This window comes from Tolypothrix sp. PCC 7601 (assembly GCF_025677855.1).
Lineage (GTDB): Bacteria > Cyanobacteriota > Cyanobacteriia > Cyanobacteriales > Nostocaceae > Aulosira > Aulosira diplosiphon.
On sequence record NZ_CP064879.1, the window covers coordinates 6,273,222 to 6,290,607 of the forward strand.

Genomic DNA, 17,386 nt, shown 5'->3' on the forward strand with positions numbered 1-17,386 from the left:
AGTAGTGCTTATATTTACTCTATATTCTTAGAGGAAATTTGTGTGAGATGAGAACGTTGTATGTGATTCAGACAAAAGCCTTTCCAATCAGGGAACACAGCTTCAAATTCAACTTCAGAAGCAGTCAAAAATAAATGGTGTAAACAATACCGTTGCCAATTTACGAGGGTTCAACGCCCGTAGAAACTGTATGAATACGTCCTAAAGAAGTAAGCTTGGCAAAAATCTGGGTTAATAAAATAGGCTCAGGCATTTCCGGAAGCATTTTTAAAATTTCACGAACATATCGAAAACCACGATAGTGAGCCTTAAGGTCAATAATGCCGGAGTCGTGATTAAGGAGACGAAAATCAGCGAGAAGATAATGGGATAAATTGACCATGAAAAATGCTAAATTAGCAGCATTAGTCACCGCAGTTTGACTTAAGTTCATGAAAACTTCCAATCCCCAAAACTGCTTGGCATCTCGAAAGTTGAATTCGATTTGGAAGCGCAATTTGTAGTAGTCGATTATTTTTTCGTAGGACAAATCTAGGTCACTAGAAAATAGAATTACATAGCTACGAGCATTAGTTTTAAGATTGGTTTTAACCAAAATAACTATATTTAGTGCCTGGGCAAATTCTTTGTGAAGTAGAGTGGCTTTATAAATATCAGTTTGGATCTCATCCTCAATGGTACTTTTACATAAATACTTATTAGGTATATTACAATAGTCTAACTTATCTCCGTATTTACGACGGGAGCGACTATTGGAGTCAGGGTTCTGATAAGGTATATATAATGCCGAATCATAGCGGAGCTTGGAAATTATGTGCAAGTTAACTTGGCGAGCCATCTGCAAGGTATTATTGTTCCCAAAGTGACCATCTAGTACTAAGTAGGTAAGGGGAATAAACCCGTCTAATAACTTGAATAGTGAATTAATCATTTTCTGAATTCGCAGTAATTCAGATGTTAAAATTACCTCGGCTTTATTCTTGTTCTTACTCCCTTTTGGTCGTCCACGCTTCCGTTTATCTTTAGGTTTAACTTCTCGGGTTGGTGACGAGATACTTTTTTCTTCATCGCTCTTTATCACCTGTTCTATCTGAATCGGAAATGAGTGCCTTTTCTCCAAACTTACTAACGATAATGTAAAAAAAGATAGCCCTGATATGGGTTTGCTGGCTAGGCTAGAAAAAAATCTATCCAGCCCATAAGTTTGTTTACCTGATTTACTTATTACAACTTCATCTCCTGCAAGCAAATACACCTCATTCGCACAAAACAAATGCTTGCGAAAAAACAGCCAAAACAACGTCGCCCAAGGTATTACTGTATGAAAAAATCTCAACATAGTCCGATAACTACCACCAGTGCCTGCCCAACGCGATATTCCTAACATCGTGACTCGGCCGCTCATGGCTAACATGGCCTGGATTATCTGGTTCAATTGCCTCATTGTTGTCGCATTTATCTGCGGCAGGAGGCATTGCAGGAGTGCTAAAATGTCGGGCATGGGCTGTTCGTGGGTTTTGAGTTGTCGTTGTGAGAGACAATAACTCTACTACGGCAGCCCTATATCTTCAAAGTTTGCGATCGCACTCAAGAAGAGGAAATTTCTGCCAAGACAATAACTCTATTACATCGGCCCCCTCTCTTCATCCTCTTATTTTGGCTAAGGTATTGATTACAAGCCCGACTTAAGAGCGATCGCCCATCAGGTAATCTATATAATCTTTGTGCTTCAATTATTGGGTCGCCTTTTTTCCAAGGACGCGATGTTGGTTCAACATTACGTACATCACCAGTTGAATAGGCGGAAATTAAGACATCACCTGGACTATTGCGTAAAGCGCCGGAACCTGTGATGGTAAAAGAGTTTTCTTGTCGCTTACTGCCGCGTGCAATGCAACTATTAGCAATCAGTGCGTTGGTGTCAATGACGTTTGGCGATAATTGGCTGAAGCTGTTTTGAATCGAACTGTTATCGGGTGTATTGAGATTGATGACACCGGAAATGCCTTGTTCGGAACTGGCAGTAATATCACTTTGATCGGTTAGTTTTGCACGGGACTCGATACCGAAGATGCCTCGCGAGTTGATTTGGATGTTTCCACCAGTGCCAGTGAAGGCATTGGCGCTAATGTCGCTATTCTCGTTGGGAATTGCCACGATGAACTTGCCATCAAAGGTGATGTTGCCGCCATCACCCCCAGCAAAAGCAGTTCCAGCAGTGGTGGAAATAAAGCTACCTCGCCGCAACAGCAAGAGATCCTGAACTTGCAGCGTCATGTCGCCACCCAGCCCCGATGCCGTTTGTGCCTGAATCGATCCCTGATTATCCAGGCGAAGTTGGTGAGTCATGATGTCCAGGTTGCCTGCATTTCCTTGACCTTCAGAAGATGCCGTTAATTCACCCCTATTCGTAATTGAGAATAATTCGGTATTCACCGTAATTTTCCCACCCTGACCATTGGCTTGATCTCCCACTTGGCTAAAAATACCACTGGGAATTCCATTAATGTTTGTACCATCAATGAACACTGCTTCTCTTGCCGTAACAGTTACAGTTCCCGCATCTCCCTGTCCAAAAGTAGTGGCACTGACTGCCGCTCCGTTAATGATAGAGAGTGTACCTGCGGTGATGCGAATATTACCGCCTCGACCAATAGCTCCAATATCCACAGTGCTACCAGCACCACTTGTTTGCGATGTGCTTTTGGTAGTACCATCAAAGGACACTGCATTTCTCGCTGTAAGGGTTAGATCTCCTGCATTCCCCCGCCCTAAAGTAGAATTAGTTACTGTTCCCCCATTGGTGAAAGACAGAGAATCAGCGGTGATGGTGATATCACCTCCCCGACCAGTAGCCTCAGTATATACTAGGCTACTAACGGAACTTCCAAATCCATTGCTACCCTCACCATCAATAGATACCGCATCTCTCGCCGTAATCGTGATATTCCCCGCGTTGCCTTGACCATTTATACTGGTATCTATATACCCCCCATTGGTGAGGGATAAATTGCCTGTGATGATGTGGATATTGCCTCCCTGACCAATCGCTCCATAGTGCACTCGGCTATAAACACCACCGTTGTCTCCATTGATGTTTACACCATCAAAGGAAACCGTATCTCTCGCCGTAATGGTGATATTTCCCGCATTACCTTGACCATAGGTGCTATCGCTTACCAGTGCCCCGTTGGTGAGATAGAGCGTACCTGTGCTGATGCTAATGTCGCCTCCCTGACCGATCGCTCCAGAATACACATCGCTAAAAGCCCCACTGCTCAATCCATCGCTGCCGATACCATCCATGAATACTGTATCTCTCGCCGTAATGGTGATATTTCCCGCATTGCCTTGACCAGATGTGCTGGCAGACACGATCGCCCCATCGGTGAGAGCGAGTGTATCTGTGGTAATGGTGATATTTCCCGCATTGCCTTGACCATAGGTGCTGGCAAATAGGCCCGCCCCGTTGGTAAGAGAGAATTTGCCTGTGGTGATAATGACATTACCACCCTGCCCAATCGCTTCGGGAGACACCTGGGTAGCAGCGGCACTGGAAAATCCATTGCTATCGAAGCCATCAAAGGAAACCGTATCTCTCGCTGTAATGGTGATATCCCCCGTATTTCCTTGACCAAATGTGGCAGCAAGTATTAGTCCCCCATTGGCGAGGAAAAGAGAACCTGTGGTAATACGGATATCGCCAGTATTACCTATTCCGTTTGAAAAAATTGCATTAAGGATGCGGCTTGTATCAAGGCTTACGATTTCTGTTGCATCGATATCAATATCTCCTGCTTGAGCACCTACAGTCCCTAAGTCTGCTGATATACCAGCTTGCAACTGTGTTTCGGCTCCAGTCATCGTCAAGTTGCGAGCGATTATGGCAATACTCCCACCTGCACCAGAATTAACACCCACGATCGCACCATTGGTTAACCCTCTTTTGTCACTCTAGGCAGAGGAAAAGTAGAAATCAGGGTGAATCAGGGATATAAAAATTGAACTGGTGAGGCTATAAATAATAGATTGAAGTTTAAAAAAACCCAAAGCTAATTGAGGAATAGGAAAAACCGTTAACCAGGGATATATCAGATTAAATAAAGTAAAAGGTTGAATAATCAAACGAAGATTGTTAAGAATGTTCTTCCAGCCATTTCCATTATCCCACCAAGGATGTGAAACAAATTTTGACTCTCGTTGTGATGGAGACTGAAACAGTTGCTCCGAATGCAGACTAACCATTAAATAAGCACTGCAAATAATTTCCCACCATCGCTCAATATCTGGGTAGTGAGTCAGGCGAAAATCTGACCAACCTAATTCATTCTTACTTTGTTTTAACCCGTACTCGACCCAAGTTCTTAAACCGTAAAAATTTCCAACTTCTCTTGGCGTAATGTCTGGATATTTACTCATCACATACCAAGTAGTGTTATCAGGCAAATTTTCTGGATCTGTAGTAATTTGCCAATATCTAAGTTCTCCACGTTTTCCCGGAATAATTTCTCTAATAAATCGATTTTCCCGACTCAAGTCAGAGAATACCCTTTGAAACTTCTGCCACTTTAAATATTGAATATGTTGTCGTGGAAGTATTTCTACATAATGATTTGACCGAATCGCTACTATATAGTTCAAGTTTAGTTCATCTAATACAGATATGAAATTCTTACCACTCTCTCCATATAAGCTATCTGCAAGTACTAAGTTGAATTTAAAACCCATTGATTGTAGCTTTTTTATCAGTATTGCTGCTATTTCTGGTTTAGTGCGGTACTTATCTCCTGCCTGTAATCTTTCCCTGGGTTTATACACTTCAAACAGTAATGGAAATGTCATCCCACAGAAAACACCATATACTGTCACTGCCACAATTCCATTATCTGTTTTTCCCAAATTTCCTATATACTGCCGTTTCACATAATCTGTCTTGCTCCCTTTCTTTTTATCCCCTGTCTCATCAATAATTAAAATGATTGGTCTACCTTTTAGCACTTGTAAAATTAACTCTAACCTTAAGGTTCTTAACTTTTCTATATCCCAAGGTGATGTAGTTAGAAAATGATGCAACCCTTGCTGGTTATCTAATCCTACGATTTTTGCTATTTCTGGCAATGTTTTACGTTTTAGATCAGAAATGCAGCCTACATGGAGATATTTAAAAGCCTCGAAACTCCTAACATCTGGAAACAGACTTTTATACCACTGGCAATATTCGTCCACAAATTTGACTGTTGGTGCGGCTGGACGGGGCTGTACCATGCTCTGTGTCTTGGTTCTAGCATTTTTACCTTATTATACTACTGCCAGAGTGACAAAACAGGGTTAAAGAGAAATCTGCTCTCGCCAATCCATCCGGCACACTCAACCGCCACTCCCGTCCCTGCTGTGTTAACCCAACTTCGCCGGTTGCTGCCATGCCTGCCAATTCCACCAGTCCTCCTGGCGCTAGCAACTGCCCGCCATCAATATTTACAGTGCCGCCTGCCAGGGTTAAGGTTTGACCATCGGGCACTTGTAAAATTGCACCCTGTGATTGAATCGCTCCCGGATTGCTGCCATACTGCAACCCAGTAGGCACACTCACCATAAGTAATGAAGGTGCTTGGGGATTTGTGGCACTAAACAATTGTTGATTCCCAAACTGGACTCCATTGGCTGTTGTCCCGACAAAACTTCCTTGCACATCTAAAGAAGCATTCTGCCCAAATAAAATTCCATTGGGATTAATCAAGAACAAATTTCCTGCACCAGCAACTCCCAACGTCCCGAAAATATTCGATGCATTTCCACCTGTGACCCGCGTTAAGATATTTTCTACCCCAGTGGGGTTGGCAAAATACACACTTTGCCCATCTTGGATATTAAACTCGCTGAAACTATGGAAAAGATTGCTGCCGCGTGTTGCACCACCCTCAATTTTGTCACCTAAGGCACCATTAATTATCTGATTTTGATTGAGTCGAGAAGCTTCTGCACCCAAGGTGTTATCGGGTGTGATTTGTGCCTGGGCTGGTGAAGCCAAGCTAAATACATTGGATATTAGGCATAAATAAAAAATACTTTTAAGGCTGAGTTTTTCCTGTTGATGTACTCGACTCATAAATAACTTACCTTGGATAAAATACAACCCACGATCTTGCTTATGCGTGCAATATTTCCTTTAACTACAAGCCCGACTTAACAGTAATTGCCCATCAGGTAATCGATATAATCCTTGTGGCTCAATTATTGGGTCGCCTTTTTTCCAAGGACGCGATGTTGGTTCAACATTACGTACATCACCAGTTGAATAGGCGGAAATTAATACATCCCCCGGACTATTGCGTAAAGCACCAGAACCTGTGATGGTAAATGAGTTTTCTTGTCGCTTACTGCCGCGTGCAATGCAACTGTTGGCAATCAGTGCGTTGGTGTCGATCGCGTTCGGGGATAATTGGGTGAAGCTGTTTTGAATCGAACTGTTATCGGGTGTATTGAGATTGATGACACCCGAAATACCTTGTTCGGAACTGGCAGTAATATCACTTTTATCAGTTGGTTTTGCACGGGACTCGATACCGAAGATGCCTTGAGAGTTGATTTGGATGTTTCCACCAGTGCCAGTGAAGGCATTGGCGCTAATGTCGCTATTCTCGTTGGGAATTGCCACGATGAACTTGCCATCAAAGGTGATGTTGCCGCCATTACCACCAGCCTGAGCCGTTCCAGCCGTGGTGGAGATTTGACTGCTGTTGCGTAGTAATAGTAAGTCTTGCAGATTTAGGGTAATATCCCCGCCATTACTACTGCGGGTTTCGGCAGAAATTTTACCATTATCCAGGGTGAGAGTACCTGCGGAAAGCTTAATATTGCCGCCAATTCCTTCTCCCTGGCTATTGGTAGAGATAGTTGCCCCATCTCTAATTATTAACGTTCTAGGGTCGATGATAATACTGCCACCTTTACCAATAGAACCTTCATTTGTGCTGGCAAATAGTCCTGTACCTTGCCCAGTCAGGAAAAGTTGATCGTTCACCTGGACGTTGAGGTTGCCGGCTGCACCAGTGTTAAAGGTATTCGTCGAGACTTTTGCCCCGCCACTTAGGGTAAACGTCTCGGCATTAATGCCAATCTCTCCAGCTTTCCCTACACCTGAGGTGGAGGCGGAAATTTCCACTCCGTCTTTGAGATTCAGTTGCTGGGTGGCAAAATTTATATTCCCGGCATCGCCTGTACCCTTGGTTTCGACGGCTAATCGTCCGAAACCTGCAATGGTAATTGACTGGGGTGCCGCCACGATTAAGTCACCTCCCTTGCCGCTACCGGATGTGGATGCCGAAATCTGGGAGTTAGGTATTAACACAATATTCAGATTGGGTTGATTGTTGTAGGGATTGAGTCGCAAGGTGCCAGCTGGAGCCTGTCCCTCTGTTTCGGCAAACACACCGACGATGCCGGCCAAATCCATCTGGGAAGCATTCAAGGTAATGCTGCCACCACCTTCTGGATTTGTAGAATTTTCTCTTGCTGTCGCCGTGATCCGAGCGGTATCTGAAAGGGTGAGGATCGGCGTATTGATGACAATATCCCCCGCTTTGCCTGCATCACTCGTTTCAACCGAGATCACTGGTGAAAAATCTTGAGATTTAGTACCGAGATTAACAGCGTTCGGTGCAGTGATCGTAATTGTTCCACCCTTGCCGATGCTTTCAGTGGCCGCCAAGACTTTGCCACCACTGGCGATCGTCAAGGTTGGCATAGAGAGGATGATATTTCCAGCATTTCCAGCACCAGAAGTATTAGAATTCAATACAGCTCCATTACTCACTTTCAGTGAGTTTGCTGTAATCACGATATCGCCACCATTACCAACTGCTCCTGGTGTTACAGAGCTATAGGCACCACTTGTAAGAGGTACTTCACTGCCGTTGATAGGCTTTCCTATCCCATCAAACAAAACTTCACCTTGGGTCTTAATCGTGATGTTGCCTGCATTACCTGCATCAAACAGGCTAACGCCCAACACCGCCCCATCTGTTACAGCAAGTGACCCTGCTGTTATGTTAATGGTGCCTGCATTACCACCACTGTTTTTCTTAACGCTAAAAATGCCACTGGATATACTACCGTCGTCTTCCGGTCTGGTGGGGATGCCGTTTGTGTACAATCCACTGACGGAGACTGCATTTGTAGCATCAATGATGATATCTCCTGCATCGGCCTGTCCAATATTCGAGCTAATGACTTTAGCACCGTTAGTAATGGATAGTGAATCCGCTCGAATGGTAATGTCTCCACTCTGTCCTACAGTAGATTCAGTGAATACACCACTAGAATTCCAACGGCTAGGATCTAAAAATACGCCGTCAAAGATGGCAGCACCACTCACCGTCAACGTTATACTCCCCGAATTTTCCGTTCCCCGATTACTAGTAGTCAAATATCCACCATCGGCAAGTATTAGAGAGCCTGCCGTGAGTTCAATGTTGCCCGCATTACCCGTCGCCCCCCTGGCCGCAATTGATCCCACAATACTTCTATCACTTACTAAAACCGTACCATAGGCATTGAGAGTAATATTGCCTGCATTTCCTTGTCCACCAGTGCTAGCAGATATCTGAACACCATTTCTTAAGTAAATCGAGCCATTTGTGCTGCTTACAGTAATATCACCCCCCTTACCTTTAACACTTCCCGTTATTTGAGAATTCAAGTATGATCCCGAATTAGTGAGGGTGATATTCCCTGACCCAGTGTAAAGGTATATGTTTCCCCCCGACCCTGCATTACCAGAGCCTGAGTACGAGTCCGATCGCAAGCCAGAGTTATTGAGAGTGATATCCCCTGAGCCAGCGTAGAGGGCAATGTTTCCCCCCGATCCTGCATTACCAGAGTCCGATTGCGCGTTCGAGTTCAAGACCGAGTCGTTGAGAGTGATGTTACCTGAGCCAGAAGACAAGGAAATGTTTCCTCCCGACCCCACATCACCATATGCCGAGTACGAGTACGAGGGCGAGTGTACGTTGTTGAGAGTGATGTTACCCAAGGTCGAAATTAAGGATATGTTGCCCCCATTACCACTATCCCCAGCGATTGTATAGGAAAACGAACCCAGTGCAGCGAATAATCCAAATGGATCGAGGAATGAGTTAGTGTTGATAATATCGCCCTTTGCTCTTAATTCAATAGTTCCGCCATTGCCCCCCGTTGTACTGGAGGCATCAATGCTATGAAAGGTAATACCTCCTTCAGCAGCGGTCAGCTTAACCACTCCCCCCTGAGTGTTGGGCTGCATACGCACGGGACTGAGCAGGGTAATTCCAGTCGGAACAGTTCCACTTGTAAATCCTGGCGGACTATTTTGACTGGTGCCGCCATAAACCAAGCTATTTTGTCCAGAACGAATGATCAGACCTGGTTGTGTTCGTAATGCGGCATCCTCGCCCACAAAGGTAGAAACCGTATCGGGTGCATCAATGGTAGCGGTACCCTGAAACCTAACATTTCCTTGAGACTCGATCAACAACGATGCTCCGCGATAGTTTGCCGCAATATCCACATTGCCAGTGCTACTAATAATTGGGTCATACAGGCTGGTGAAATTGACCAGATGCCCAGAAAGACTTTGAATGCGGAAGTCACCGCCACTGCTAAAGTGAGCATCCCCAGAAATGAGTCCATCACTGAGCAAACTCAGGTTTTTGCTACTGATAAAGGCTATATGCTGTGGATGGCTTAAGGCGAGAATATCAATTCCTTGATTGCCTTGGATAGTTAGATTACCACCCGATCGCGCCACAAATGGATTCAGCGCAGTATCTCGCACCTTCACCGTATCCTGTCCCTGGAGAACCAGATCCCGTCCAGCAATCAGTTGTCCTTGCAGGTCAAGTTTGTTTGCTATGAACTGCAAGTCTTGCCCAACTCTCAGGTTACCGCGATTGGTAATTGTTGCCTCCGGTCGAATCGGGCTATACTGCAAGCCGAGAGGGACGCTGACGCTTAACAGTGGTGGTGCTTGGGCAGTGGTGGCGCTGTACTCACTACCGTCAGTAAATTTGAAACTATTGGCAGTACTTGCTTTAAACGAACCGCTAATATCTAACTGAGCATTGGGGCCAAACACAATACCATTGGGATTGAGCAAATATAAATTAGCGTTCCCCAATACGCCCAATGTGCCGAAAATCTGCGAGCGCTCGCTTCCTGTAACGCGAGTCAGTATATTGGCAATACCAGCCGGATTGGTGAAATAAACTCCCCGTCCAGTATCTATATTGAATTCTTGAAAGCTGTGGAAGAGATTACTACCGCGTGTTGCACCACCCTCAATTTTATCACTCAGTACGCCTTTAATTATCTGATTTTGATTGAGTCGAGAGGCTTCTGTACCTAGGGTGTTATCGGGTGTTATTTGTGCCTGAGCTGGTGAAGTGAAGCTGAATACAGTGGATATGTATAAATAAAAAATACTTTTAATACTGAGTTTTTCTGGCTGATGTAATCTATACATAAATAAATTACCTAGGATAAATTAAAAATCCACGATATTGCTTATGTGAATGTTTTTTTGCTAGAGATATGTACGAATCAGACTATCATTCAAGAAATATCAGCAGCTAGCTTTCTTTTGCCTAATATGAATAAGAATAACTGTTGTTATCACATTTTCAACATTAAAAATAAATATTGCAAAATATTACTTTCTGCACTGCGACAGACCCATATATTGCTGAAAGTGAGTAACCTTTGCCAACGGATAATTTATGTCTCTACTCAGCAAGCCAAAAAACTAAATTTTCAGCGATTTACTAAATTATTTTTTTTACTAACCCTTTTAATTTGTTTATTATTTGGACAAGTCGGAACTGCACAAACTCCACATACGGATGTACTAGTTGAGCTAGGAATCAAAGACTATAATGCAGGAAATTTTTTCAATGCTATAAAAAATTGGCAAGAGGCACTCAATCAGTATAAAAATAATCCGTCAGCTACAGGGGTTGTGAATGAAAATTTGGCGCGTGCTTACCAACAAATAGGAGAAAACAAAGAAGCGATCGCATCTCTGGAAGCCGCAATTCGTGACTATGGTGCGGTAGAGAATATCCAGCAAGTTGGACGGATGAAGTCAGAATTAGCCCAAGTTTACAGCAATTTGGGACAACCTCGCAAAGCGATCGCACTTTTGTGTGGTCAACTGGTAGATAAGTCAAAAAATCAAGTAAGTCAGGAACTAAAATGCACTCCCGAAAGTGCTGAACAAATCGCCAGCAAATTTAATGATAAACGCGGACAGGTTGCGGCTTTGGGGATTCTCGCTGAAGCATATCGCTTAATCGGCAGTTACGACCAAGCAATTAAATATTTAGACGCAGCACAACAAGTTACTCCAGAATATCAATTTTTGGTGTTCAATAGTTTGGGTATTGCTTACAAAAGTCGTGGTCAATTGCGAGAGTTACAAGCAGATTCGGCAATGATGGCTGGTGTTTCTAGTAAAGAACAAGAATTGACGCAAAAGTCTCTAGATGACTATAACAGAGCTTACCAATATTTTCAGGATAGTATAAAATTCGCCCGCAAAGAAAAGCAAGCTATAGCCGAGATGCGGGGATTATTAAATTTAATTCAGTTGGCTTCCGAAACAAATCACAGCAAATTTATTAATGATGGGGAGTTTAACAAAACCTTTGAGGATGCTTTAAATGTTCTCGAAAGTTTACCCAATTCAGCAACAAAAGTCTATGGAGAAATTGATTTAGCATACTTGCAGCGCAATACAAAAGGAACTTCACCCTTTACCTACTGTCCAACTGAGATGATTTTATCTAGTAACAACAGAAGATTGAATTTGCTAGAAAATTCAGTATTAACAAGTAAACAATTACAAGATAAGCGCCTAATTTCTTATGCTAACGGGGCTTTGGGACATTTTTGGGAATGTCAGAAAAATAATGAGAAAGCATTAAAATATACCCAATCGGCAATCATTGCCGCAGACAACAAGTTGAGTGCAAAAGATAGCTTGTATTTGTGGGAATGGCAAGCAGGAAGGATTTTAGATGCACAGAACCAAAAACAAGATGCGATCGCATCTTATCAGCGAGCATTTGATACTTTAGAAGATATCCGTCAGGATATTTTGACTGCTGAACGGGATGTACAGTTTGATTTCCGCGATGTCGTTAGACCATTGTACCGGACATTGGCACAGTCGCGGCTTGATTTGCTGGGAGTTGGGGCAATTGCAGACGAACAACGTGTGAAGGAACTATCAAAAGTAGTTAACACCATCGATGCTCTGAAACTGGCAGAATTACAGAATTATTTTGGCAATGATTGCATTTTGAGTGGGTTGAATCCCAAATCGGTGGGCGAACTTCTGGAAGATAATAGTGTAGCGTTTCAGAATACTGGGTTTTTGAGTTCCATAATTTTAGATGGCAAAACCGGGATATTATTGCAGTTACCTAATCAGGCAACCAAATTTAAGTGGATTGAAGACCCCAATCAACAAGGTACAACCAAAATAGTTAGCAGCGACACCCTAGAGAAAAAAATTGCCGAGTTTCGCAAAGGATTAGTTAGCAAAGAAGAAATTAACTACGATAAAACAATTGCGGCACATCTTTATGATTGGATAATTCGCCCTTTTGCTGATGACATCAAATCCCAGAAAATCAAAACCCTGGTATTTATTCAGGATGGGTTTTTGCGTAGCGTGCCAATGGCAGCACTTTATGATAGCCAACAACAGAAATATTTAGTCGAAACCTACGCCGTTGCTACAACCCCCAGTTTACGACTTACTAAGCCTAAATTACGCGATCGCACTATGCAAAAGGCGTTAATTTTGGGTTTAACAAAAGAAGCCACAATTGACGGCAAGACTTTTGATGCACTTTTTGCTGTTCCTAATGAAATCAGTGCAATTGAAAGGATATTCCCCGATCATACTCCTTTGATCGACGATAACTTTATCCCCGAAAATTTTCAGCAAAAACTCGATCAAACCAGATATTCCATTGTTCACATAGCTAGTCACGCTCAATTTGGCATCATTCCCGAAGACACCTTCATTGTTACAGGGAAAAACCAAAAACTTACCATCAGCCAATTAGAAACATCTCTGCGAAACCTCAACAACAAATCAGATAGCGTCGAACTACTCACACTGACTGCTTGTGAAACCGCAGTTGGCGATGATCGTGCCACACTAGGATTAGCCGGAGTTGCATTGCAAGTTGGAGTTAAAAGTGCGATCGCATCTTTGTGGAGTGTTAGCGATGAATCGACATCCGAAATAGTCAAAACGTTTTACATAAACTATCGCCACACTGGTATGAGTATTGCCCAGGCGTTGCAAACAGCCCAAATGAGAATGATTAATGCTAAAAAATTACCATCATCTGAAAATATCAATCCTCTATACGATCATCCTGCTTATTGGGCACCAATAATTGCGATCGGTAATTGGCTTTGAAAGGCTTCCCGCGACAGCCAAAACTTCCAAGTAAAAAAATATCCCATTGCTTTTGAAGCTAGAGAAGAAAAATTTCAATGCATAAATGGGATAATTTATGTTTTGAAGTTTTCTAAACCACTAAATTTTCGCCGTTTTTATTCTGCCTACTATTTTCTATCAGTTTTCACTGGCAATTTTCTGGAGGTATTCGATTCGTTTCTGAATATTTTTTCTGTCTATGTCGCTATCCGTTGGCATTTCTGACTGTGCGAGTTCTTTAACTAAAGTTGACGCAACTTGCCCTAGTTTACCATTATCGGTTGCTTTCAATGCTTCTGACAGCGCTTCATACCACAATTCATTTTCAGCATAATAATTTACCTTTTCTAGAATGCTAGTAAATTGATTCTTAGGAAGTGATTGAGGGTTGATAACGGTAAATTCAGTATGGCTAAGAATCGTGTCGTTTTTGCAATCAATAGCAATTTGCCATAAATATGTTTTACCTACTGTGAGTTCGGGGTAATTGAGGGGAAGTTTTAGCTGATTAATCCCGACTATTGTGGGTATTTCTTGAACTTTACCGATTTGTTTAACGCTTTTTACAGATTCAAATTCAAACAGTCGGAATCGCACATTTTGGGAACTGGACATATACCAGACTAAAGTTGGACGTGTAGAAGCCGTTTTCCCGATAAATGTCTGAGGTGCAAGTTGTGTCAGGGGAATACCGCTACTTGAACATCCACGAGAACCACCCGCGCGACTAGTTCCACTGGCTGGTTTGCGATCTTTTGGTTTAAACTCAGCAGATGCGGGGAATGCAGTCATCAAAAAAAGCACTCCTACAACTAAGCTTGTAAGTCTGCGGCTATTTCGCCAAAATGTAATATGTTTATGTCTCATAGTACTGTTGTTGATTATATAGTTATTTAACAGGGCAAACACACCAGAATACGCGAAAAACCCAAAACAATGGCTATTCATTGACTACATATAGGGTTTTACATTTTTCGGAAAAAATTCTAATTAAATCTAATATTTGATTGAAATATAGCGATTCTCATTTAGATGCAATACAGAGTAAGGGCACAAGCATTGCTGTACCCCTACAAATAATCTGTATTCTATGCAATTGTATTTTATCTAACAGCTAACAACTTCAAGCTGCTTCAAAAATCTCAAATTTTAAATTTTTTTATAGGTGTCCAACTAAGTTCGCAAATAGTTCCGCGAGGAGAAAGCGATTCACGTCGAAATTCTCCTCCTAATTGTTTAGCAAGAATTTTAGAATGTTTTGTGCCTTTATTTTCTAGCTTTGATTTAAATCCTGAACCGTTATCTTTGACCGACAAATTGTATTTATTCTCACTATAAACACCCGATGCTTGAACGCGCTTGACTCCTTTGGCGTGTTTCCCCACATTACATAACGCTTCTTCCAAAAATAGACATATTCCCCGTTTATCTTCCTGATTTAAATATTTCTCGTCAATCGGGTCAAAATTGCGAATTTTAACTTTTAACGTTTTAAAATTTTCAAAATCTTGACGTTCTAAAGTACTTGAATAAACTTCATACAATAAATCGTGAAGCGGTCGATTTAATTCAAGTATTAATCCGCTACCTAAACGTAAACTCTCTTCTTTGGTTAACGCTTCAAGTTTAAGAAATTCACCAATTTCTCGAATTTCTAGATTTAGCTTTTCAAATTGCTCAACTAGTTGTTCATAGGGAATATCTTGAGCACGTAGATGTTGTAATCCATAGGCGAGAGTTTGCAAGGGGCCATTATGGATTATAGTAAAAGTGTGTTGAATGGTGTTTTGACGTTCGTTAATTTGCGATCGCAAGAATTGATCGTGCTGGTAAAATGCAAAAGCACTCAAGCCAAGCCCATTCAAAGCTAATATCAGCAAATTAGGTGCTACAGGAATCCATAGACCCCACACCCACAACATTACATACCCGCAGCTAAACAGACAAAATCCGGCTACACCAACACTCAGTATATTTCTCCAAACAGATTGGGTAAGTCGTCCAATAACAATCGGCAAAAAACCCCAAATAAATATCCATGCGTACTCTCCTATATCTCCCCAACTGTGCAACATTGGGCGACTATCGATTACACTACTAAGAATTTGACTGATGACATGAGCGTGATAGTCAATGCCGTAAATTACACCTTTTAATCCTAATTGTCTCACAGCAGATGTATAAAAAAAATCACCTGCGCTCATGTTGCGATTGCCAACTAAGACAATGCGATCGCGCAACAATTTCCCATCAACTTTCTCGTTTAAAATATCGAGTAGCGATACAACATGAAAAGGCTGAGAATTGTTGCGGAAGTTCATCAAAATTGACAAGGGAGCATCATCGACATTGACGTACCCACCAAAATTATTGGTAATACGGGGTAATTCAATCCCATTAAATCTGATAGTATTTGGGTCATTTATACCCGTGTCTATTTTAATTCTGTTATTTTGAAAGTACTTAGTAATTAATAGTAGCGCTAGAGAAGATTTCCCTTCCTTGATATTCTGAGGATTCGATGTGTACAACAAATAACGTCGATTTTTGCTATCCTCATCATTACGTAAATCAACAAATCCAACTTGTTGGGGTGGCAAACTTGGGGGTGGGGAAATTGTATCGGGTGGTAATATTTTTTCAATCCCAATAATATTATTATTTTTCTGCAATACCTGTTTGAGTTGTTCACCACCAGGTTCCACAGGAACGTTTTTAAAGATATCTAATCCAATTGCTAACGGTTGATAGGTTTCTAGCTTGGTAAGTAACTGTGCAATTTTTTCATCTGTAACCGGGTATTGTCCCACCGATTGAATATCCTGTTCATCGATACCCACAATTACGACACGTTCATCGAGTTTTTCTACCGGACGCAGACGTAACATAGTATCAAGGAGCATCCATTCTAAAGGTTGCATTCCTCCAGCAATCCGGATCAATATCACCACAACCAGCACCATGATCCCAGGAGGTGCAGCCTGTGTCCACAACCCCAATTCTTGGCGAATGCGATTCCAGATTCTCCTTTCCATCTCGTTTCCGGCTTAACCATCCTGCATATTAATCAATTAAACCTTCTTCACGGGAACGAATTTCGGTTTGGATTCGCATATTCTTACCGCCTTGCTTGCAGTCTTCTGGGTACACTCCCAGCACATCCTGTATTTTCGTCCAGTAAGTGCGTACTGCTCGTTCTGATTTATACATCCGCTCGGCGATCGCTTTATCTGTCAAACTCTCTTCAAAAGCCAACCGCAACACCTCCAACCATTCCGGTTTGAGTTCAATACCCGTTTTGATGTCTTTGGTGTGAGTTGCACCCTGAAGTGCTAAATTAACCCGCATCAGCATTTGGGCTTCGGGTAATCCTTTATCTGCGATCGCAAACCCAGCTTGATGATTATCAATCTCGTGTTTAATGCGGATTAGCGCCTTTACGTAACTAGTTTGCACCATGAAATTGCGATCGGGATATTCTTTGAGCAACGTTTGCAACAGCTTAATTCCAGTATCAATTTCTGCCGTCTCCCCTAGCTGATAGGGAATCGACAAATCCATCATAATCAGGTTAAACGCTTGAGATTGAAGTAAAGTCAGTGTCTCTTTGGCTGTCTGCGCCTTCAGTATCTTCGCTTCTGGATACTGTCTACTTAATACATCAAAAGTGCCAGTCAAAATTAATTGATGGTCATCGACAACCAGAATACATAGCTTTTTTTCCACTGGTAAATGCCCATAAATTTGATGTTTTTCTAAGCTTACTACTGCCATCACATTCTACCCATATTCAGTAAGGTGAAGTTTTGTAGGAATAAAAATATTGAAGTATGTGCTGATTCTAATTGGAGATCAAGTTTTAATCTATGCACAAAAGTGCAAATCTAATACAGG

General features: G+C 42.2%; 9 protein-coding genes. 1 reads left to right on the forward strand and 8 read right to left on the reverse strand.

What is annotated here, in order from left to right; all coding sequences use genetic code 11:
- Positions 1 to 160 precede the first annotated feature (160 nt).
- The 5 genes from HG267_RS25660 to HG267_RS25680 all read right to left on the reverse strand — a co-directional run bounded on the left by HG267_RS25660 (position 161) and on the right by HG267_RS25680 (position 10,498).
- Positions 161 to 1,501 carry a transposase gene (locus HG267_RS25660; protein ID WP_045868577.1) on the reverse strand — a complete coding sequence of 447 codons (1,341 nt, stop codon included), beginning with the start codon at positions 1,499 to 1,501 and terminating at the stop codon, positions 161 to 163.
- 86 nt (positions 1,502 to 1,587) lie between these two features.
- A complete protein-coding gene (locus HG267_RS25665; RefSeq protein WP_052335089.1) occupies positions 1,588 to 3,921 on the reverse strand; it encodes a beta strand repeat-containing protein in 2,334 nt (777 codons plus the stop codon).
- A gap of 33 nt (positions 3,922 to 3,954) precedes the next feature.
- On the reverse strand, positions 3,955 to 5,265 hold the full coding sequence (locus HG267_RS25670) for an IS701 family transposase (protein WP_096621593.1): 1,311 nt from the start codon (positions 5,263 to 5,265) through the stop codon (positions 3,955 to 3,957).
- 25 nt (positions 5,266 to 5,290) lie between these two features.
- Positions 5,291 to 6,106: a filamentous hemagglutinin N-terminal domain-containing protein gene (locus HG267_RS25675; protein ID WP_063749813.1), complete on the reverse strand. Its 816-nt coding sequence runs from the start codon at positions 6,104 to 6,106 to the stop codon at positions 5,291 to 5,293.
- A gap of 60 nt (positions 6,107 to 6,166) precedes the next feature.
- A complete protein-coding gene (locus HG267_RS25680) occupies positions 6,167 to 10,498 on the reverse strand; it encodes a filamentous hemagglutinin N-terminal domain-containing protein (protein ID WP_045868578.1) in 4,332 nt (1,443 codons plus the stop codon).
- A 225-nt stretch (positions 10,499 to 10,723) separates the two neighbouring features.
- Between HG267_RS25680 and HG267_RS25685 the strand changes: the two genes are divergently transcribed.
- Positions 10,724 to 13,471 (forward strand): CHAT domain-containing protein, encoded by a 2,748-nt coding sequence (locus tag HG267_RS25685; protein ID WP_235623013.1) that lies wholly within the window; start codon positions 10,724 to 10,726, stop codon positions 13,469 to 13,471.
- Between the two features lie 159 nt (positions 13,472 to 13,630).
- Here the strand turns inward: HG267_RS25685 and HG267_RS25690 are convergent, their stop codons facing one another.
- The 3 genes from HG267_RS25690 to HG267_RS25700 all read right to left on the reverse strand — a co-directional run bounded on the left by HG267_RS25690 (position 13,631) and on the right by HG267_RS25700 (position 17,266).
- Positions 13,631 to 14,284, reverse strand: coding sequence for a DUF928 domain-containing protein (locus tag HG267_RS25690; RefSeq protein WP_263419975.1), 654 nt, complete (start codon positions 14,282 to 14,284; stop codon positions 13,631 to 13,633).
- Between the two features lie 350 nt (positions 14,285 to 14,634).
- Positions 14,635 to 16,527, reverse strand: a complete 1,893-nt coding sequence (locus HG267_RS25695) for a CHASE2 domain-containing protein (RefSeq protein WP_045868580.1) — start codon at positions 16,525 to 16,527, stop codon at positions 14,635 to 14,637.
- 28 nt (positions 16,528 to 16,555) lie between these two features.
- A complete protein-coding gene (locus HG267_RS25700; protein WP_045868581.1) occupies positions 16,556 to 17,266 on the reverse strand; it encodes a response regulator transcription factor in 711 nt (236 codons plus the stop codon).
- Positions 17,267 to 17,386: the final 120 nt, after the last annotated feature.